Here is a 20,210-nt window from a genome sequence, read left to right as displayed (position 1 = left end):
CTCCTTTCCGCGGTTCTCTGATAATCGGAGCCCGCCGATGCGGGCCTGTGCTTCTATGTTCGTCGGGGGCTGATTTCGTCGGCCGAAGGCGGCAGACCCAGTCAGGTCACTCAGACAAGAAGTCCGGTCCGGACGAAATTGTCGTCATGGAGCTGTTCTGCGTGAAGGCCCAGGAGCGTCAGGTGGTCCGTGCCGCTGAGGTTGGCCACCACGTTCGCGCCCTGGTTCGATGCCACCTGCAGGAATTTGCTGGCGCTATCGATACCATAGTCACGCAAGTCGAGGACGTCACCGGTGTTGGCGCCGGCCCGGAAATTCAGGATCGTGTCGTTCCCGTCGCCGGTGTGGAACACGAAGAGATTGCTGTTCTTGCCGCCGACCAGGGTATCGTTGCCGCGTCCGCCCGTCAGCGTCGCATTGCTTCCAAGCCCCCAGAGGTAGTCGGCGCCTGTCGTGCCGTTCAGCACATAACCGCCGTTGGCGACTGTCGGAGCGCGTCCGGTTGGCGTCGCGATGAAGTAGGAGTCGGTGAGAGAACTGGTCGCTGTGATCCCGTTGAAGCTGGTGACCTTGTAGAACTCGATCAGCATGCCCTGATCGGTGATGGTAACGAGATTCGTGCCGACGTTCGGGACATCGCGGCCCGAACCGCCGAGGCCGGTGGTCGTGTAGGGAAGCTGTACCCCGTCGCCGTTATCGTCGCGGTTTTCGCGGTAGTAGTTGTGCTCGTGACCGGCAAAGACCGCATTCACTCCCCACGGCTCGAAAGGCCACTGCATGGTTGTGTTGCTGCCGTTTGGGTTGTAGGGCGTGTGGTGGAAGTAGGCGACGTTGAAGCTCGCGTTCGACGCGTCGAGCGTGGCGTGCATCCACTTGGCCTGAACCGACGTCGCGCTGCGGCCATCAGTTTCCTGCTTGTTGCTGTTGAGCCCGAAGAAATGCACCGGCCCGATCTGAAAATCGTAATACCGTTCGTTGTCCGGCAGTGAGAAATAATTCAGGTAGTTCGAGACGTTGCCGTCCTCATACTCGTGATTGCCGAGCACGGGGAAGAAGCGGTTGATGGCGCTGCCGGCTCCGTACGCGCCTTGGTAGTTGCCGATATAGTCGTGATATTGCTGGCCGATGGCTGCATCCATTGTCTGGGGCGCGTAGACGTTGTCGCCGACTGTGAGGACGAAATCGACGTTCCAGCTATGGATGAGCGCCGACACGGCCTTTTCCCCATTGAGGTTGGTATCACCGTAGTCGCCGAAGATCGCGAAGCGGTAAAGGGTCTGCGGTCCCGTCGGCGCGGCGACGTTGACGGTGTAGTCGTGCGTGGCAGTGCTTCCATCGGACGATGTCGCCGTCACATGAAGGGCGATTGATGGTTCGCTCTGGGCATTGAGCGTGCCGGTGGCGGAACGGGTGATGACCCCGTTGGCATCGATCGCGAAGCGATTATCGTTGAGACTGTAGGTGATGGTCGAGCCGGCATCAGGGTCACTCGCCGAGGCGGTGATGCCGACCTTGGTGCCGGCGACAGCATTCTGGACGATCCGGTCGGCGGCCGTATCCGCATCGGCCGGCGTTTTAAAGCTGACCGGCTCCGGACTGTCGAGAATGCCGAGGGTGTAGGTTTGGGTGGCCGTACTCTGGTCGGATGAGGTTGCCGTCACGGTCAAGGTGATCGAGGTCTGGGTTTCGAAGTCGAGCGTCCCTGTGTCCGACCGGGTAATGACACCGTTGGCATCGATGGCGAAGCGATTATCGTTGAGGCTGTAGGTGACCGTCGAGCCGGCGTCGGGATCACTTGCGGAGGCGGTGATCCCGACCTTGGTGCCTGCTGCGGCAAGCTCGGCAATCTGGTTCGTGGCCGGATCCGCATCGGCGGGCGATTTGAAGGCGACCGATTCCGGGCTGTCGAGAATGGCGAGGGAGAAGGACTGAGTTGCGGTGCTTTGGTCGGACGAAGTCGCCGTCACCGTCAGCAGGATCGATGTCTGCGTCTCGAAGTCGAGCGTCCCGGTGCCAGAGCGTTTGATCACGCCATTGTTGTCGATGGCAAAGCGCGGGTCGTCGATACTGTAGCTGACCGTATCGGTTGCATTGGGATCCCCCGCCGATGCGGTGATGCCGACCGCGGTGCCGGCCGCTGCGAGCTCGGCGACCTGGTTGGTGGCCGCATCGGCGTCAGCGGGGCTGTTGAAGGCGACGGGCTGCGGGCTCACGAGGACGCCGAGGGTGAAAGCCTGACTTGCCGTACTTCCGTCGGAAGATGTGGCGATCACTGTAAGCGAGATCGATGGTTCGGTCTGGGCATTCAAAGTTCCGGTGCCCGAGCGCGTGATGATCCCGTTGCCGTCGATGGCGAAGCGTGAATCGTTAAGGCTGTAGCTGACCGTGTCGCCGGCATCGGGATCGCTGGCGGAGGCCGTGATGCCGACCACGGTGCCGGCGGCTGCGCGTTCGGCGATCTGGTTGGTGGCCGTGTCGGCGTCGGCCGGCGTGTTGAACGCGACCGGCTCCTGGCTGTTGAGAACGCCGAGGGTGTAGGTCTGGGTGGCCGTGCTTTGGTCGGAGGAGGTTGCCGTTACCGTCAACGTGATCGAGGCCTGGGTCTCGAAGTCGAGCGTTCCGGTGCCCGAGCGGGTGATGACGCCGTTGCTGTCGATGGTGAAGCGCGAATCGTTGAGGCTGTAGCTGACCGTGTCGCCGGCATCGGGATCACTGGCCGAGGCCGTGATGCCGACTATGGTGCCAGCGGCTGCGCGTTCGGCGATCTGGTTGATGGCCGTGTCGGTGTCGGCCGGCGTGTTGAAGGCGACCGGTTCCTGGCTGTTGAGAATGCCGACGGTAAAGGTCTGGGTGGCCGTGCTTTGGTCGGACGAGGTTGCCGTTACCGTCAGCGTGATCGAGGCCTGGGTCTCGAAGTCGAGCGTTCCGGTGCCCGAGCGGGTGATGACGCCGTTGCTGTCGATAGCGAAGCGTGAATCGTTGAGGCTGTAGCTGACCGTGTCGCCGGCATCCGGATCACTGGCCGAGGCCGTGATGCCGACCACGGTGCCAGCGGCTGCTAGTTCGGCGATCTGGTTGGTGGCTGGATCCCCATCTGCCGGCGTATTGAATGTGACGGGACTGCCTGCCACCGGAACGGTGTACTCGATGTGCAGGAGCGCGGCGCCAGCGGCACTGCCTTCATAAGACTTCGCCACGCGCGTGCCGGTGCCAACGAGCGTGAATGCCATGTCGTTGAGCGCCGCCCAGCCGCCGCGGTCGATGATCTCCTGGACGATCGCTTTGAGATCCGGCGTTCGCTCGGCAATGCCGGCTTCACCGCGCACCGTCCAGCTTGCTGGCGTCCAGGCAACGGATGCATCCGTGGTCGGGCGCGAGGAGACGTTGAACTTGATGGCGGTAAAGGCGGCCGATTCGTCTGCATCCTCGCCACGGATCACAAACGACGCCGCGCCGGTGCCGACCTCGTCGGAGGTGAACTGGATATAGGCGTTGGTAATGACCGCACCCCGGGGAACGTCGATCCCGGTGAAGCGAAGTCCGACGGTCTGGCGAGTGGTTCCGTCGTAGCCCATGTCCAGATCGTTGATGTTGGCGGAGATCGTGCCGGAGCTCTTTTCCTCGATGTCATCAGCGGCGGTGGCGATCCTTGTCTCGAAAATCGGATCGGCGGCAAGCGTGTTGACGGTGGCACTGTTCAGCGTGGCCACGCCGGGGGCAACATTGCTTGATGCCGGATCCAAGCTGGTTGTATTGGATGAGTGGAAGGTGCTCTCGTGCGTATCGCTTCCAAGCGACCTCCCGTCGGTGTCGGAAGACACCGAGGTAGCGGTCGTATCCACGAGCGGGCCTTGGTACTCTGTGCTGGCGTCCACAGAGGAGCGGTGCCCATGAGTGGCGACCGTGGGCTCCTCCCAGCTCGCCCTCAGGTCAGCCACCAATCGCTGTGCCAGCCCTTGAGGATGAGCGGTCCAGATCGAACCAGCATCATCCTCGAGCACGTAACCGCCATGGGCGCCAAAACTCAGTCCGAACTCGATCGTGAGGAGTTTTGGGTCGTCTAAGCCAGATGGAACGCGGGACAACTTAGACATGGCCAATTTCCTTTCCGCGGTTTGCGGATAACAGGGGTCGACCAGTGGACGCAGCCACCCCTACACCAGTGATATTTCGCGACTTTATCGCAAAGCCGCCTGCGCACTTTTGCGCGACATGCTTCAGGTTTTGGCAAGGTGGCCGATCATGCTCCCCCAATCAGGCGAGCAGCCAATGGTCGAGCCGGAACTCGTAAAGCTTGCCGTCGTTCTCGTTCGGGTTGGAGTCGTTGTCGACGCCACGGTCGACGATGTAGAGGCTCATCTGGTTCGCATCGTCGCTGCTTGGCGCAAGCGCCAGGCCGGCCACTTTGCGGGCATTGGCCGCCGATATATCGAGTGTGCCCAACTGCTGTCCCGTCGTTGACATCATCACGACTTGGGTGCGCGACTTGACGACATAGAGCAGGTCGTGAACGGGGTCATACTCGACGCAAGGATCCCCGTTGGACAGCGTCCCGATGGAAAAACTCTTCACCACGTCATCGCCGCCCGTGGAGGCCACTCCGTCGAATTTGCCGTTCGCGCCCGGGTTGATCGTATAGATCCTCGCGTTGCCATCCGCGAGATACAGGACGCCGCGCTTGGTGTCGTAGGCTATGCCCTCGGGGTCGGAACTCCCGAATGCAGAAGTCTTGAACGAGGTCACTATGTCATCGGCCGTGTTGTAAAGCCCGTCCGAACCCGGGTTGAGTTCGTAGACACTCTTCGTGCCGGTATCATCGGAGAAATAGAGGTGCCGGTTGGTGGGATTGTAAGCAACACCACTTGGTTCGTCTGAGAAACTGGTGGTGGTGAGCGATCTGACCAGGGTACCGTTCAGGCTCATCTCGAAGAGGTTCTTTCCCTTGAATATCGACATCTCATCGACTTCCCCGTCGGAAATCATCAGGGTGCCGAGATGGGAGATGTAGGTGATACCCGACGGGTCCGGGCTTTCCGGCGACCACTGGGACGTCAGTACAGTGTGCACCAAGGTTGCCGATGTCGGCGGGCCCGGGTTCCCCGTCGTGACGTTGACGGTATAGTCATGCTGGGCTGTGCTCCCGTCTGACGACCTGGCCGTGACCGTTAGCGTAATCGAAGGCTGGGACTGCGCATTGAGCGTACCGGTCCCCGAGCGGGTGATGACGCCGCCGGCATCGATGGCGAAACGCGAATCATTAAGGCTATAGGTCACCGTCGAACCGGCATCCGGGTCCGCCGCTGACGCCGTGATGCCGACCTTGGTGCCGGCGGCAGCGCCTTGGGCAATCTGGTTGGTGGCCGTGTCGGCATCGGCCGGGGTGTTGAAGGCGACCGGTTCCGGGCTGTTGAGAACGTTGACGGTAAAGGTCTGGGTGGCCGTGCTTCGGTCGGACGAGGTCGCCGTCACCGTCAGGGTGATCTGGGCCTGCGTCTCGAAGTCAAGCGTGCCGGTGCCCGAGCGGGTGATGACGCCATTGGCGTCGATGGCGAAACGCGCATCGTCGATGCTGTAACTCACCGTGTCGGTGGCATCGGGATCGCTGGCCGAAGCGGTGATGCCGATGGCCGCTCCAACGGCGGCCAGCTCTGCAATCTGGTCGGCGGCGGCGTTGGTATCTGCCGGAGTGTTAAATGCGACTGGAGCGCTTGCTGGCGGCACGTAATACTCGAGGTGCAGGAGCGGTGCCGCGGCGGCGTTGCCGTCGAAAGACTTGGCGGTGCGCGTGCCGGTGCCAGTGATCAGGAAGGCAATGTCGTTCAGCGCCGCCCAGCCGTCGCGATCGATGATTTCCTGGATGATCGCCTTGAGGTCCGGCGTGCGTTGGCCAGCTCCGGCCTCGCCGCGTATTGTCCAGTCAGCAGGTGTCCAGCCGACCGACGCATCCGTAACCGGGCGGGATGAGACGTCGAACTTCGCGGTTGTGAAAGCTGCCGCGTCGTCCGAATCCTGACCGCGGATTAGCAGCGAAACCGCCCCCGTGGTCACTTCGTCGGTGGTGAATTGGATATAGGCATTGGTGATGATGGCGCCTTTGGGGATGTCGATGCCTGTGAAGCGGAGCCCGACCGTCTGACGGGTGGTGCCGTCGAAGCCGAGTTCGAGATCGTTGATGTTGCCCGAGATCGTCCCCGAGCCCTTTTCCTCGGCGTCATCGGCGGCGCCGGACACACGGATTTCGAGTGCTGTCGGTGTGCTGCTTGTCGAAGCGGCAAGGCTCTGCACCTCCATCGCTGTGGGCGCTTCGCCGTCGCTGGTCGTCATGGCGGGGGATGGGCTTGTTGCACCCTCTTTCGCCAATCCAGTTTCGGCCGGTGCCGTAGCGCCACTGGCGCCATCATCGCGCTCGAGACCCATTGGTGAGAGGCCCCAGTCGCTGCCCCCCTCGAAGGAGACCGTCGCGCGCAGAACGTTCTGGGCAAAATGCGTCAGTGCCGCATTTGCAGCGGGGACGCCGGTCAGTGCCAGCGAGCCGTCATCGCCCAATCCGCCCTTAAGGCCGTAGTCGAGGTCGATATCTGCCAAAAGCTCTTTGATACTAGGAAACCGAGCCAAACTGGTCATGTCGTATCTCCTTTCTCAAGGCCGCCTCCTCAGCCGGCCTTTGCACGTCCGCGATCGGTGCCCGTCAGGACGGGCACCCCTGGGTAATGCCGAAACCCGCGGCCGAAGGAGGGCGACCGTTGGGCAGGACGGCGTCACTCGATCGGATCGCGGGACGAAATTTGGAACGCGCGTGTTTCGCCGTCCGGACTATGCCTCAGGGTTGTCTGCCTAGCCCGTCCGACTGCGTCGCAGCCAAGCGGGCGCCAATCCGGCGACCAGACGAAGCATCGACTGCCCGTCCCGACCAAGGAACAGCGACGGCAGGAGCCAGCACGACACCAGGCCCGTCGCGCCGGCGGCAATAGCGACATTGAAGAGGAGGACGAGCGGCATCACGTGAACCTGACGCAATTGATCCGCCGCGATCCAGGCACTGGCGCCAACCACGCCCGCGAGCGCAAATGCCGGCACATGCGCCCCGATGAACTCGGACCAGTTGATCCCGGTGACGCGCAGGCTGAGATGCGCCATCAGCATGAAATTGGTCATGACGGCCGCGACAACGCCGACCGCCACACCCGTCACGCCCCAGAAACGTCCAAGAAAAGCGCCAGCCGCAACGGCGACGACAAAGATCGCCTGCCGCCACGCCCTTGCGTAGACGACACCGGTCGCCCGCGAAATGGAGTCGCTGAGCTTGTAGCTTGTCCGAAACAACATGCCGACGGCCAGGATCTGGAGGGGAGCGACGACCGCGTCCCATCCTTGACCGAGGAGAACCAGGACGAGTTCGGGCGCCGCGATCGCGACGACGAGACTTGCCGGCATCACCACGAGAGCGCAGGCGGCAACCGCGCTGCGATAGGCGCGGGCGAGCCGGGCGGGCTCCTGTTGTACGAGCGCCATCGTTGGAAACAGGACACGGTCGAGAATCTGGCCGATGATGACCGCCGGCGTGGTCATGAGCTGTGAGGAGAGCGAATAGATACCGAGCGCTTCCGCTCCGAGCCAGCGGCCTACGATGAGCTTGTCGACCTGGGTCGCAAGATAGTTGCACACTCTGGCAATGGTGAACCCGCCGCCGAAATACAGCAATTCGCTGATTGCACGCCGTTCCAGCAGAGGGCGTTTCGGATGCGGCTGGCCGACAAGCAACACGATCGTGCGCAGAACGTTTTGGGTCATCAGCGCACCGACGAGCGCCCAAATTCCGAAACCAGCCAAGGCAAGGATCGGTGCTGCGATCACGAAGCCGACCGCAAAGCTTATCGCGTCGACGGCGGCCAGCCATTCGAACCGCAGTGCTCGCTGGGCGACGGCCTGCGCCACCAGCGCGACGCCCTGGCAAATGAAGACCACGCTGGTGGCGCGCACGATGGGTGCCAGGTCGGCAAGTCGCATGGCATGTGCGATCGCCGGTGCCGTCAACCAGACCAGCCCGGCGATCACGAGACTGAGGATCAGCGACAAGGTGAAGCCGACCCGCAGGTGGCGTTCATCGAGTTCGGGCCGCTGCACGATTGCCGGGGCGACGCCAAGGTTTTCGAAGATGGTCGCCAGCTTGATGATGACGAGGGCCGCGGCATAAAGCCCAAATTCATTGGGGGAAAGAAGCCGGGCGAGTACGAGAAGCGCGACGGCCTCCGCCACGGCGAGCGCCCCCATGGACAGGCCCGTCCAGAACATGCCCACGACACTCCGCCTTGCCAGCCCCTGTCGAATGTTACTCACGCCTTGCTCTCCTTGGCGAACGAACCTACACGCTGCTCTTGCGGCACTCTCTCATTGAAGGGGAGGCGGAACTTCGTAGCCATACACGCGCATCTCTTCCTCGATCTCCGGAAGGATTGCCCGCAGTTGCTCGCGATCGAAGCGAAGCCATTTCTCCTGGCGGGTGGGATCGACCATTTCCTTGGCGGCACGAAGGATATCATCGCTGCAGGCGAGCCCGCAGTGGTCGTAGATGCGGCGCAAGGTCGTCTCGGTATCCTGCATCAGGTCCTCGTATCGACATGTCAGCACCCGGCCGTCTCCGAGCCTGGCAAGATCCTCTCTGGCCCGGCGGTTGCCACGCGCCCATTGGCGCGCAATCACTGTCAGCTTGTCATGTTCCTTCAGATCCTGGTGGATCCCCTCGTACTTCGGCCCGTAGATCGGCGCGTATTTCTTCCGCAGTATTTTCTTGACGAACATTTGGCGGATGAGCACGGCGGCATAATAGTGAAGTTGTGTCAGCGGCGTGGTCGAAAGCGTTCTCTTCATACCCTTCAGCGTCTTCGTTCTCTGCCATTTCAGTTCCATCGAGCTGATGTAGGAGAACGGATTTCGTGTGATGAAGAGGAAGGTCGCCTCCGGGAAGATCTCGTGCACATAGGAGGTGCGAAGGACGTTCGACGGGGTATTCTCCATGATCTGGCGGCCGCCGTTCTTCACCTGAAATTCGAGAAAGCGTCCGCGAATGTAGCGGATGACCTTTTCCGTCGCATCACGCTCGGTGAACACATCATGCTGCCTCCCGGGATCCGCGTAGAGCCAGAGCGTGCGCGGCTCATACCAGGTCACCACGTCCGGATGCAGGCCGATCAATTTCTGCGTGATTGTCGTTCCTGAGCGATAGTTGCCGATCAGGAATATCGGAGGTCTGAGCTTGTTCGCGATCACAGCAATCCTCCTTCGCTGGAGACACCGGATTTAGCGGCAGCGTTGGTGCCGCCTGCGTTGCGCCTATTGGTCCCGGAATGCGCGCATCATCTGGTCTGACAAAGGCTTCATCAGATAGGAGATCATCGTCCGGTCTCCGATCGTGATGAACACTTCGGCGGGCATGCCGGGAAGGAGGGTCAAGGAACGTTCCGACCCATCGAGCTTCGGCGTGATCCGCGCGACGTAGTAGCTTTCATTCGTGCGCTGATCGTGCGTCACGTCTGCCGAGACCATCGAGACGACACCTTGGAATTCCGGCGTGATGCGTTGATTGAAGGCGGTGAACCGCAACTGGGCGCCTTGGCCGATAAGGACCTGGTCGATGTCCTGAGGAGCAACCTTTGCCTCGATCGCCAAGGCATCGTGATCCGGTATGATCATCATGATCGGCTCACCGGCACCAATCACGCCGCCGATGGTGTGCACCGTCGACTGATAGACGGAGCCGCTGACGGGCGCGCGGATATCGATGCGCAACAGTTGATCTGCGGCCGTCACCTGTCGTTCCTCGAACTCGGCAATCTTGGCGTCGACATCGCGAAGTTCGCTGCCGGTCGAGCTCGAAAACTCCTTGTCCAGCTGCAGGATCTGAAGTTGCACCTCTGCGATCGCGCCCCGCGCCTGCGCAGTGCTGGCGATCAGCTGCGCCCGCTCGCCGTCGATCCGGGTCGCGTCGCGCTCATAGGCCGTCAGCTTCGACAGCGGCGTGAGTTTCCTCTCGACAAGATCGCGAATCCCCTCGAGTTCTTCCCCGATCAGTTCGATCTCCTTGCTCTTGGCCTTTCCTTGCGCCAAGTAGCCCTCGATCTGCTTTTGAAGCTGCTCGATGCGCTCGCGAAGCCGCGCTTTGTTGCCGGAGCGCTCGATGCGACGAATTTCGAATAGTCGACGCTCGCTCGTGACCAGCGCTGCAACCTCGGGCTCACTCATCCGCGCGACCAGTGTCGGGGCGATCGTCAATTGCTCCTCGCCGTCGCGCTCTGCCTCAAGGCGCGATTTTCGGGCATAGAGCTCGTCCAGGCTCTTGGTCACGAAGGCCAGATTGGCGCGCGGCACGACATCGCTGAGCTGCACAAGAAGATCGCCGGCTTCGACATGCGTACCGTCGCGCACGAGGATCTTGCTGACAATGCCGCCGGTCGGGTGCTGAACTTTCTTGCCGTTGGAGGCGACGACCACCACGCCGTGGGCGATGATCGCGCCGGAGATCTCCATCGTTGCAGCGAAGCCGCCGACCACGCCGAAAAGCAGGGCGATGACCGTGACGCCACCCAGGAGGTTGCGGCGAATAGAGCGTCGGTGGGAGTGCGGTGTGTTCATTTGACTGGCGACGATTGCTTTGACCGCCTTCAATTCGGCAGTTTGGGGTGGGCGGCGACGGGTCTGAGGAAATCAGTGTTGGCCGGCTGCGGCGGGGAGAGCTTCGAAAGCACCCGTTCTCGCGGGCCCAACGTCTGCATCTGTCCTTCCTTCATTTCCATCACCAGGTCGACCGCGGCGAGGATGTTCGGTCGATGCGTGACGATGACGACGATCCCGCCGCGAGCCTTGATCCCTTTGATCGCTTCGCCAAGGGCGCTCTCGCCATCCGCGTCGAGATTGGAGTTCGGCTCGTCGAGCACGATCAGAAATGGGTCGCGATAGAGGGCGCGGGCAAGCGCTATGCGCTGACGCTGTCCGGCCGAAAGTGCGGTTCCGCTCTCGCCAATCTGGGTCTCGTATCCATTGGGCAGGCTGACGATCAGGTCGTGAACACCCGCCGCACGTGCCGCGGCAACAACGGCCTCGGCATCTGCCACCGGCTCAAAGCGCGCAATGTTGGCCGCAACCGTTCCCGAGAAGAGCTCCACGTCCTGCGGCAGATAGCCGATGTAGCGCCCAAGATGGTCCTGCGGCCATTGATCGAGTGCCGCCCCGTCCAGCTTTATGCGGCCGATCGTCGGTCGCCAGGCGCCGACGAGGGCACGTACAAAGGTTGATTTGCCGGAACCGCTGGCGCCGATCACGCCAAGCCCGACGCCTGCGCTGAGATTGAACTCGATGCCCTGCACGATCAGCCGTTGCGTGCCAGGGGCGCTGACGGCGACGCGATCGACGGTGAGGCTGGAACGTGGCGCCGGAAGGGCCATCGGCCCCACTTCGTCAGGTAGCCGCGAAAGCAACTGGCTCAGCCTGCGCCAGCTTTGGCGCGCAGAGATGAAATTGCGCCAATGAGCGATTGCGAGATCCACAGGGGCAAGGGCCCGTCCAGCGAGGATCGAGCCGGCGATGATGACACCGGCCGTTGCCTCACCATGGATCACCAGCCAGGCACCGACGCCCAGCATCGCGGATTGAAGCATCAGTCGCAACGCTCTGGAAAGGCTGCCGAGGCCCCCAACGACATCGCTGACGCGCTGCTGCTGGGCGATGTGTTCGCGGCTCGTTTCCTGCCATAGCTCATGCAGGCGCCGACGCATGCCCATGGCGGCCAGAACTTCCGCATTGCGGCGGCTTGCTTCCGCCAGGTTGTTGCGCCGGATTCCCGAAGATGTCGCCGCGCTCGCCGGCTTGCGTGTCAGCATCTCGGTCGTGATCGTCAATGCCACCAATACGATCGCGCCGCCGATCGCCGTCAGCCCGAGGATCGGGTGGAAACTCCAGATGATTGCGATGTAGAAAGGTAGCCACGGCAGTTCGAAAAGCGCGTTGGGACCCGGGCTGGCAAGGAAGGTGCGAATGCTGTCGAGGTCGCGTTGAGGCTGCAGCCCTTCGCCTTGTTGCCCGACGAGGAGCGGTAGGCGCGCGATGGCGGAGAACACCCGTCCCGAAACGCTTTCGTCCAGTTCGGCGCCGATCCGCGTCATGATGCGGCCGCGCAGCAGATCTATGACCGCCTGCCCGAGGAAGAGGGCGGCAGCCAGGATCGACAGGCCGATGAGCGTCGGCACGCTCCGGCTCGGCAGGACGCGGTCGTAGACTTGCAGCATGAAGATCGCGCCGTTCAGCATGAGGATGTTGCTGACGCCACTGAAGATCGCGACACCTGCGAGTGCGCCGCGGCAGGAACGCAAGGCGCCCGCAAGTTCCGTGCCCGGCGTGCGCCTTTGCGTGGCCGAAAAGGTGGCTGCAGGCGTGTTGGCAGAAACCCGTCTTCGCCTGCGCCGCAGCGGAACGACCATCAGCATGAGGCCCAGTGCCGCCAAGGCCAGCCAAAAAGACTGCCCGTCCAAAGCAACGCCCGTCAGCTTCGTCAGTTGGTCCCTCGCAGAGGCGGCGCTTGCGGTGAGGCTCTCCATCCAGGCCGGCCATGGGGCGACGGCGAAGGCGGATCGCGCAGTCATCCACGCGCTGTTGGCGGGCAGGAACTCGAATGCAAATCGGAGAAGGGGGAGCATGAAGAGGATTGCGCCGGCCACCTGCACTGGCGTGACCGCGCTGCGGCGACGGCGTGACCTGTGCCGCGGCCCACGCAAGAGTTGCCCATGCTTCGCCGGCGCCGCCTTGTGGCGCGGCGCAGCACGCCTATGACTTGCCGCAAGCACGAAGGCTGCGCCGGCAAGGAAGGTCAGAATGCCGGTAATACTGTGGCCGCTGAATACCATACTCAGTGCATCCTGGTCGTCGAAGTGGCCGCAAAGCAACGCCGGGCCATCCGAAACTTGTAAGACTGTTGCACGACTGTCATTGTTTTCGCCGATGGTTACTGCGATATTTACGCGTGACTCCAACTGTCGCTCTGACGAAGAGCGCAGCATGAGAGGGGTATCAGGTGTTTGAGTTCGCGACCCTTCTGACGATCGGTTTTCTCGGAGGATGCTTCGGGCGGGTCGTCTGGATTTTCCTGTCGTCCATTGTCGTATTGTTGATCACGCCCGTTTATCTGGTGCTTCAGCGGGGCATCGATGGTGTATTCGCCGTGATCTTACTGAGCCTGCTCGCCGTGATGACGGTTCAGTTGGGATCCGTGACCGGCTTGCTGGTGCTGCGGTCGCGTCGCAAGGCGCAGGAATCGTCTCGCAACATGGTCGATGGCGGCTCGCCTTCCCGTCAGAACGCTTTCTTTTCCATGTCCACTGCCGGGTCCGGACGCGAATCTCCCGACGAATAGAAGCCCTTGCTCGCCACGACCGACACTTCGATGACGTCGCCTGCATTGACGTCGGTGTCCTCGTCGGCGGCGACTTCCTGGCCCGTCTTCTGGCCGCGCCGGAAAATCAGGATTCTTACTGATCCCTGCAGCTCTTCGATCGTCCGATGCTCGCCATATTCGAAGACGAAAAGCAGTTTGTCCGACAGGTATCTGAGCTGGCTTGCAAGCTTCGCCAGTTGAACCTGTGTTTCCTGCGTGTCCGAAATCAACTGGAATTCGTGGTCCTGATGCTTCTTGCGCAGCTCGCTCTCCATGTTGAGCAGATCCTGCTGCAGCCGCGTCTGCTGCATTTCGAACTGGGCGAGGTCGAGGCGATAGTTGTTCTGGGCACGCTCCAGCGCCATCACGTTCGTATTGGTAATCAAACCTTTCTGGCGCAAGGTCCGCACAGCTTCCAACTCTTCAAGTTGGCTCTTCAACGTCTGCTGACGTTCGTCCTTGGCGCCGGCCAGCGTCTCGGCTTCCTTCTTCAGGCGCGCAAGCGAGGCTTCAAGGTAAGATACGTCGTCCCGGAACGCGCCCAGCCGAGCCTTCAACTGCGCCTTTTCGGTTCCAATGATCTCGTCAATCAGGCCCTGGCCAAGTTCGGCCGGCGGATCAGTCGGGATAACAAAACTATCGGTCAGTTTGCTCTCGGCGTTGAGCCGGGCAAGGCGAACCTTCAGCCGATATTCTTCAATCATCAAATTTGCCCGCTCGCTACGCAGGTCTGCAATCTGTAATGCCGGCACGGATTCTCCGGCTGTCGTTGGACGGAAGCCGCCGGCAAGCGCCAATGCGTGCCGGACGGTTATCCCGGGCTGGAACGGATAGGAGCCGGGGTGCGCGACGGCGCCGGAAATGAAGAACGGACGGTATTGTCCGATCTCGACTTTGACATAGGGGTCGAGGATCAATTTCCGTTGCTGGTAGGCATTGCGGATGTTCTGGGACAGGGCGGCTGTCGTCAGGCCACGGGCGCGAACGTCACCGAGAAGTGGAAGCGCGATCGAGCCGCGGTCGTCGACCGCGACCTCCAAAGGATAAGCCGCCTCACCGAAGACCAGGACGCGCACGACATCGCCGGTGTCGAGCACATACCCCTCCGCACGGGCGAGATTGGCGGTCAGCAAGGCAGCCAGCACCGCGAGAATTCGCAGCAGCAGTCGGCCGCAATCGACCGCGCGCATGGGGCCGTGAAAGTCTCCAGGGCCTCGGCGTGCGCCTGCGTACCGTGAAGAGCCATAGCTTTCGACATACGGTTTCATAGCCTTCTCCTTCGTCAACGCTGGGGACGTGACGATACTCAAGACACTTCAGAATGCATTGCTGTGCACAAGGACCCGCAAGGTCCTGAAAAGGATCTTCACATCCAGCCAGAGCGACCACGTATGGATGTATTCAATGTCGGCGGCGACGCGGCTTTCGATGTCGCATTTCTTCTCCGTCGGACCTCGATAACCGCGGATTTGCGCAAGGCCCGTCAGGCCAGGCTTCATCGAATGACGATGCCAATAGTCCGGCACCACTTCCCAATAGAGCGCACCTTCTGCCGATGCGCCCAGCGCGTGTGGCCGAGGACCGACGAGGCTCATTTGCCCCATGAAGACGTTCCAAAGTTGGGGCAGTTCATCAAGGCTGGTATGGCGCAGGAAATGTCCGAGGCGTGTTATCCGAGGGTCGTTGCGCTCGGTAAGGTGGTTGCCGGCCGCGTCGGTCAGGTCGACGCGCATGGTCCTGAACTTGATGCAGTTGAAATATCTGTTGTTGGTGCCGATCCGCTTCTGCACAAAGAACGCCGGCCCGGGCGAATCCGCGCGAACGAGAACCGCGAGCACGGCGATCAGAGGCACGATTACGGGCGCTGCGAGCAGCACCAGCATCAGGTCGAAGCCGCGTTTGAGCGCGCGCTTGTGCAATGTCAGCGGTCCCGTCGAGACAACGAGCGTTGGCGTGGAATCGAGATAGCGGAGCGCCAACGGTTTCAGGCCAGCAAGACCCGGTTCGAGCAACTCGGTCTCGAAGCCGAGTTCGCCGAGCAGCTTTGCCCATTTCTGTTGTTCCTTGAAGGCTCTGAACGACAACACGATCCGATCCGCGTCCGCTACCGCCAACGACAGATCATTGAGGAAGTTCGGATCCATCTCCACCGGACGCCAGTCGCGTGCTCTCACATTAATGGTCGTTGCGACCTTGCGCTGGCGATTTGAACGGACGCTGTCGTCGCCCAGCAGAATGACCTTCGTCTCCGTTTGATGCTCCCGGCGACGCAATCCCGCCGCTACGCTCCAATGGAAGACGGTCAGGCCGACGGCGGTGAGCCCAAGGAAGAAGGCCGTTTGTCGCGATGAGAAGCTGCCGATGACGCTGAAGGCGAGCGCGGCGAGGAGCGAGAAGCTCGCCGCGGTCGCCAGGGAGGCAAGGCAACTTCTGACAGACGCCAAGCGCGAACGCAGCGTCGGCAAGTGGTAGGCGCCCAGGTTCCAGGCGGCGACCAGGTAGGTGGGCAAGACGACATAGGCGAGCTTTGGCCCGTGCCCATGACCGGTCATGTGCAGGCTGACCAAGTTGGTCGTGACAGCTGCTGCAAGGATCACGCATAGGTCACCGAGCATAGCCAGCGAGCAGAACAGGCAGCGCAGCACAAATCGATTCTTGATCTGCTCAATCGGGAGCGGAATCGCCTTGTGCCAGGGACGTGAAGATTCGGCCGGTATTTGAGTCACGATATATCTCCCAGGAGAAACGGGACGGACCTATTGCCTTTGAAAGAGAAGGACAGACGCGCCTGCCTTGGCAGCGCGGAGCCTGGCCCTGATCGACGTGTAGAAATCTGCAGGCACTGCGATCGCTATTGCAGTTGCGATTGATAAGCCTGCGCGCCTGAAAGGTCGCTTTGGGGGAGCGCCCCGAGTACGGACTGGTAGACCGTCTCGACGCTGTCGCACATCGCATCGAGTCCCCAGGATGTGAGGTCGGTGCGTCTTGCGCCTTCGGCCAAATGGGCGCGAAGTGCCTTGTTTTCGAGGAGATCGGCAATGGCCGTCGCTGCAGCGTTCACGTCACCGGTGGGGGTGACGATGCCGTTGACGCCATGCCTGACGACTTCCTCCAGCCCGGGCAGCTCCGACACGACACAGGGCCTGCCGCCGGCCAGGTACTGCATGACCACGCGCGGCAGTCCTTCTCGCATCGACGTCAGCACGCAGACATCGGCCAGGCTGATCAACTGTTCCGGCTCGGAATGATATCCGATCAGATGGATACTGCCGCCCACCGGGGAGCGGGCAATGGCGGCTTCGATATCCCGCCGTGCCGGTCCTTCGCCGGCGAGGATCAACCGCGCGTCCGGAACGCGCTCGATGACCTCGGGAAAGGCTTCGATGAGTTCGATATGGCGCTTCCTGGGTTCGAGTGCCGCCAGCATCAACACGACCGGTGGCTTGGGCTCGCCAGGCGCAATGCCGAGAAGCCGCGGCGCCTCGTTCGGCCAATCGGCGTGGGAAAAGCGCGTGAGGTCGAAACCCGAATGAACGACATAGTGCTGTGCGGGGCTGCCGATATGGTGGGAAACGCAGATATCGCGCATCGATTGGCTGACGTCGATGAAGGCGCGTGTGAACCGTGCGGTCAGTCGTTCGGCTGCAAGGAAAGTCAGTTTCTGAGCATTGCCGACGTGCACGAAAGGTAGAATGTGCACGCCGTGGATGATGCCCGGAACATTGGCCTGCTTGGCCGCCAACCGGCCGATGATGCCAGCCTTGCTTTGATGGGTGTGAACGATGTCGGGGCGCCATTCGAGGAGAAGGCGGCTAAGTTGCCGCAGGGCCGCGAAATCGTTGATGGGCGATATCGGATGGACAAGCGCGTCAAGGCCGACGACCCGCATGGTCTTGGCGACGGAGGCCTGCAGGCTGGCATCATATTCGTTGCCGTGAACCAACAGGACCTCATGGCCATGCTTCACCTGAGCGTTGCAACAAGCCAGCGTATTTTCCTCCGAACCCGCGCGATGCAGGCGAGTCAACACATGAACGATCTTCATCTGCGTGTATCTCCGCGAGGCTGACGACTGCTGGTAGTTCGTTGAGGGGCTTGGCCGCGAAACGACGGCGTTTCGGGGCGCGCATTCCGTGTCGGCGACGATTCAAGGGAACAGGCAGAGGGCCGCGCCGGAACGTGGCGCGTGTGACCTGCTGGGATTTTGGGGGTAGGCGTCGCCTCTTACAGGGAAAGCCAGATTTGCTTGAAAAGAACCCGGGTGACGGTCTCGGTATTGCCGCTTGCGTCGATGGCCCTGATGTCTTTGTCGAGTGCTCGAAGCTCGCTCATCAACGACATCCGCGCCTCGAACCCTTCCTTGCTGATCTCTCCCGGCTTTCTGCTCTCAGAGACCGAGAAATCCGATACGAGGTGAAGGATAAGGTCTGGCTTGCATTCGCTCATCTTGTGATAAAGCCGCTCTTCGAAGCGGGCAAGCGCCGCGAGGCCGGGAACGGCAGGCAGGTCGGATTGGATCATCGGTCCGTCCAGGTAGCCCTTGCGAAGCGTCTGCGGCCACCGATCGCACACGACGATCAGGCCGCGTGTCGCCCATCGATGCGCACGCTTGACGACCCCGTATCTCTCGATCGCAATCAGTACGGCCCATAATGCCAGCCCCGCCGCGAGCACCTTGCCCATCGCCCCGCCGCGCGGTTCCTTGCGGTCACGCTGGATCACCGCCTTGAGTTGGTGCCTGCGTGGGGAAAGAAAATTCTGCAATCCCTTGCGGAACCACCATCCATCGCCTTCTCCAGTACCGACATAAACCTGCGCGCAACCGAACTTCCAGGCGAAGATGCGTGTCAGCAGATCGGTCTGCGTGCTCTTGCCAAGGCCATCCGGCGCGACGAGCGCGACCACGAGCCCGCCTGTAGAGGCGCGCCTCTTTGCCGGAACGCTGCCTGGCCACAGTCGCCCCAGGATCCTCAACGAAAGATAGGAGGCCTTGCGGATGAAGTGGACCGTTGCATCCGTCAGACCGCTGCTGCGGGAGTATCCGCACCGGTGACGGATCGCGTGCCTGAGCCGCGCGAGATCAGCGCGATAGACCTCGATGCCGCCTTCGTTCGGCCGGATCCTGCAACTTATCGTGCCGCTGCCGCCACTGGCGCATTCGATGACACGTTCACCCGCTTCGCCGGATCGAAAGGGCAGTTGCGCAAGGTGGTCCTCCCAGTCCCCAGGCAAGACCACCCATCGTGTCCACGGCCATCCCCAAAGACGAAAGGCGAAACGACCAATCGTCAACCGAATTTCGTCCTCGAGAGAGGCGACCGGGATGGTTATACCGTCGACCGACAGGTGCTCCCACTGCGCGATCGCCGTATAGTCGAACGCCAGATAACGCTTGCGGAACTCCCAGCCGACGCGGATGCCGACATGAAGATCGATGTGGAGATAGGCGCTGCGTGAAAAATCAGGAACGAACCAATCTTCGCGACCGTCGCACACATTGTCGTAGCAGGAGAGGCTGACGCTGCGAAGGCCGTGGAGCCGAGCCATGATCTCGCAAAAGGCTGTGTAGTCCTGCTTATCGAGCAGCATGTCGATATCGTCACGGCCGGCGAGGGCTTGCGGCAGGCTTCCCGGATCCTGGACAATGCCATAGTGGATATCGGCGGCATCCAGCGCAGCAAACAGTTCAGCCGCGATCGCCAACGGTGGAACGGGAGGTGAGGGGAGGCATCTGGTTGAGCCGCTCCGTAACGTCGCTGCCTGATCGAGACCGCTCGCCTGCGAAGTCGACGACTCCTTGGTCACGACGTTTTCTTGCCAGGTAGACATGGGCCGCGACTTCATGGGAGCTGCCAGTAGAGTTCACGGCCGCTCTTCCGCTCCGTGATCCTCTCCAAGAGGCTATGATGAGACGGGCCCATCCTCATGGCCCATGGCAAAGGGAGCTCTTCACAATCGACTGTCGGGAGCGTCATCCGTGAAATCCAGTGATGTGCCGTTGCCAATCTTTCGACACAGCGCAGGCTCGGCCGATTCTTCGCAGGCTGCCGCAGCGAGGGTGAGTCGATCTGGCTCATCTTTCGCGCAAAAAACCTAGGATTAAAGCAACAAACTCAACAAAAGCACTAATTAAGCAGATGTTAATTTATCACCAGACACTTGTCTCTGTCTATATAAATTGGAACGGCCCTATTCATAATATCCATCAAGACGCGGACTGCTCCTGAGCGCCCGACGTAGTCAAGGACGCCGAGTTGATCTGCAAATGGGCCGCTCTCTACTTTGATTGTTTTTCCCGCTTGGAACATATCCTTGGGGTGCAGGAAGCCCGCTTCGTCGGTCGCCATGATCAAGGCTTCGACGATTCCGTAAGGGACTGGTATCGGCTTGCGGTCGCTCATCACGAGCTTGCGCACGCCGACGGTCGAATTGATCGGCGACCATCTCTGCCGTTGAATATCCAGTGAGACGAAAAGGTAGCCATCAAAATAGGCACCGCACACAGTCTTTACGCTGCGCGCATGGCGAACGGTTCGGCGCCGTTTCGGTAGGTAGGTCCGCAAGTTTTGTGAAGTCAGATGCTTTTCAGCCAGGGTCTCACAGTGTTGATGTGTCTGCACCACGTACCAGCGTTCAGGCTGGGCATCGCGTGCATCGTCCAGTCGCACGGAACGTGAACCATCGTGTGAGTTGTCACTCAGCATCTCTTCACCTCCATCTTATTTTTTATTTGTTCCGATTTTTATTCAGTATATTTCTATTTGTTACTTTGTTTTTGTTTATTGTTATT

The 20,210-nt window shown here is 61.2% G+C and carries 12 protein-coding genes and 1 pseudogene; 1 reads left to right on the top strand and 12 read right to left on the bottom strand.

Going from position 1 to position 20,210, the window contains the following annotated elements:
- Positions 1-110 precede the first annotated feature (110 nt).
- The 6 genes from AC1Z3V_RS01550 to AC1Z3V_RS01525 form a co-directional block, all read right to left on the bottom strand.
- A complete protein-coding gene (locus AC1Z3V_RS01550; RefSeq protein ID WP_483496822.1) occupies positions 111-4,094 on the bottom strand; it encodes a metallophosphoesterase in 3,984 nt (1,327 codons plus the stop codon).
- 160 nt (positions 4,095-4,254) lie between these two features.
- Entirely contained in the window at positions 4,255-6,624 is a 2,370-nt protein-coding gene (locus tag AC1Z3V_RS01545; protein ID WP_483496820.1) for an RTX toxin, read from the bottom strand.
- A 210-nt stretch (positions 6,625-6,834) separates the two neighbouring features.
- Positions 6,835-8,337 (bottom strand): lipopolysaccharide biosynthesis protein, encoded by a 1,503-nt coding sequence (locus AC1Z3V_RS01540; RefSeq protein WP_483496818.1) that lies wholly within the window; start codon positions 8,335-8,337, stop codon positions 6,835-6,837.
- Between the two features lie 51 nt (positions 8,338-8,388).
- A complete protein-coding gene (locus AC1Z3V_RS01535) occupies positions 8,389-9,267 on the bottom strand; it encodes a sulfotransferase family protein (RefSeq protein WP_483496816.1) in 879 nt (292 codons plus the stop codon).
- 63 nt (positions 9,268-9,330) lie between these two features.
- Entirely contained in the window at positions 9,331-10,629 is a 1,299-nt protein-coding gene (locus AC1Z3V_RS01530) for an HlyD family type I secretion periplasmic adaptor subunit (protein WP_483496815.1), read from the bottom strand.
- A 29-nt stretch (positions 10,630-10,658) separates the two neighbouring features.
- Positions 10,659-12,470, bottom strand: a complete 1,812-nt coding sequence (locus AC1Z3V_RS01525; protein ID WP_483499508.1) for a type I secretion system permease/ATPase — start codon at positions 12,468-12,470, stop codon at positions 10,659-10,661.
- 590 nt (positions 12,471-13,060) lie between these two features.
- Between AC1Z3V_RS01525 and AC1Z3V_RS01520 the strand changes: the two genes are divergently transcribed.
- Positions 13,061-13,399, top strand: coding sequence for a hypothetical protein (locus AC1Z3V_RS01520; RefSeq protein WP_483496814.1), 339 nt, complete (start codon positions 13,061-13,063; stop codon positions 13,397-13,399).
- Here the strand turns inward: AC1Z3V_RS01520 and AC1Z3V_RS01515 are convergent.
- The 6 genes and pseudogenes from AC1Z3V_RS01515 to nusG all read right to left on the bottom strand — a co-directional run bounded on the left by AC1Z3V_RS01515 (position 13,339) and on the right by nusG (position 20,124).
- A complete protein-coding gene (locus AC1Z3V_RS01515; protein ID WP_483499506.1) occupies positions 13,339-14,217 on the bottom strand; it encodes a hypothetical protein in 879 nt (292 codons plus the stop codon). The two genes, AC1Z3V_RS01520 and AC1Z3V_RS01515, sit on opposite strands and share 61 nt — an antisense overlap.
- Positions 14,218-14,232: 15 nt before the next feature.
- Positions 14,233-14,610 (bottom strand): annotated as a pseudogene (locus tag AC1Z3V_RS01510) (polysaccharide biosynthesis/export family protein); the annotation flags it as partial.
- 126 nt (positions 14,611-14,736) lie between these two features.
- Positions 14,737-16,017, bottom strand: a complete 1,281-nt coding sequence (locus AC1Z3V_RS01505; protein WP_483496812.1) for an exopolysaccharide biosynthesis polyprenyl glycosylphosphotransferase — start codon at positions 16,015-16,017, stop codon at positions 14,737-14,739.
- Between the two features lie 254 nt (positions 16,018-16,271).
- A complete protein-coding gene (locus AC1Z3V_RS01500) occupies positions 16,272-17,465 on the bottom strand; it encodes a glycosyltransferase family 4 protein (protein WP_483496811.1) in 1,194 nt (397 codons plus the stop codon).
- Between the two features lie 179 nt (positions 17,466-17,644).
- The gene (locus AC1Z3V_RS01495; protein ID WP_483496810.1) at positions 17,645-19,249 is read right to left on the bottom strand and encodes a hypothetical protein; all 1,605 of its coding nucleotides are present in this window, start codon (positions 19,247-19,249) and stop codon (positions 17,645-17,647) included.
- A 311-nt stretch (positions 19,250-19,560) separates the two neighbouring features.
- Positions 19,561-20,124 carry a transcription termination/antitermination protein NusG gene (nusG, locus tag AC1Z3V_RS01490; protein WP_483496809.1) on the bottom strand — a complete coding sequence of 188 codons (564 nt, stop codon included), beginning with the start codon at positions 20,122-20,124 and terminating at the stop codon, positions 19,561-19,563.
- Positions 20,125-20,210: the final 86 nt, after the last annotated feature.

This window comes from Ensifer sp. 38_S197, assembly GCF_056924495.1.
The sequence above is the reverse complement of the archived record's forward strand: the minus strand, read 5'-3'. Positions and strand labels throughout refer to the sequence as shown.

What these genes read in the sequence shown, in the direction of transcription:
- AC1Z3V_RS01550 (WP_483496822.1), bottom strand. Translation starts at nt 4,094, where the DNA reads ATGTCTAAGTTGTCCCGCGTTCCATCTGGCTTAGACGACCCAAAACTC.
- AC1Z3V_RS01545 (WP_483496820.1), bottom strand. Translation starts at nt 6,624, where the DNA reads ATGACCAGTTTGGCTCGGTTTCCTAGTATCAAAGAGCTTTTGGCAGAT.
- AC1Z3V_RS01530 (WP_483496815.1), bottom strand. Translation starts at nt 10,629, where the DNA reads ATGAACACACCGCACTCCCACCGACGCTCTATTCGCCGCAACCTCCTG.
- AC1Z3V_RS01525 (WP_483499508.1), bottom strand. Translation starts at nt 12,470, where the DNA reads ATGGTCGTTCCGCTGCGGCGCAGGCGAAGACGGGTTTCTGCCAACACG.
- AC1Z3V_RS01500 (WP_483496811.1), bottom strand. Translation starts at nt 17,465, where the DNA reads ATGAAGATCGTTCATGTGTTGACTCGCCTGCATCGCGCGGGTTCGGAG.
- AC1Z3V_RS01495 (WP_483496810.1), bottom strand. Translation starts at nt 19,249, where the DNA reads ATGTCTACCTGGCAAGAAAACGTCGTGACCAAGGAGTCGTCGACTTCG.
- nusG (WP_483496809.1), bottom strand. Translation starts at nt 20,124, where the DNA reads ATGCTGAGTGACAACTCACACGATGGTTCACGTTCCGTGCGACTGGAC.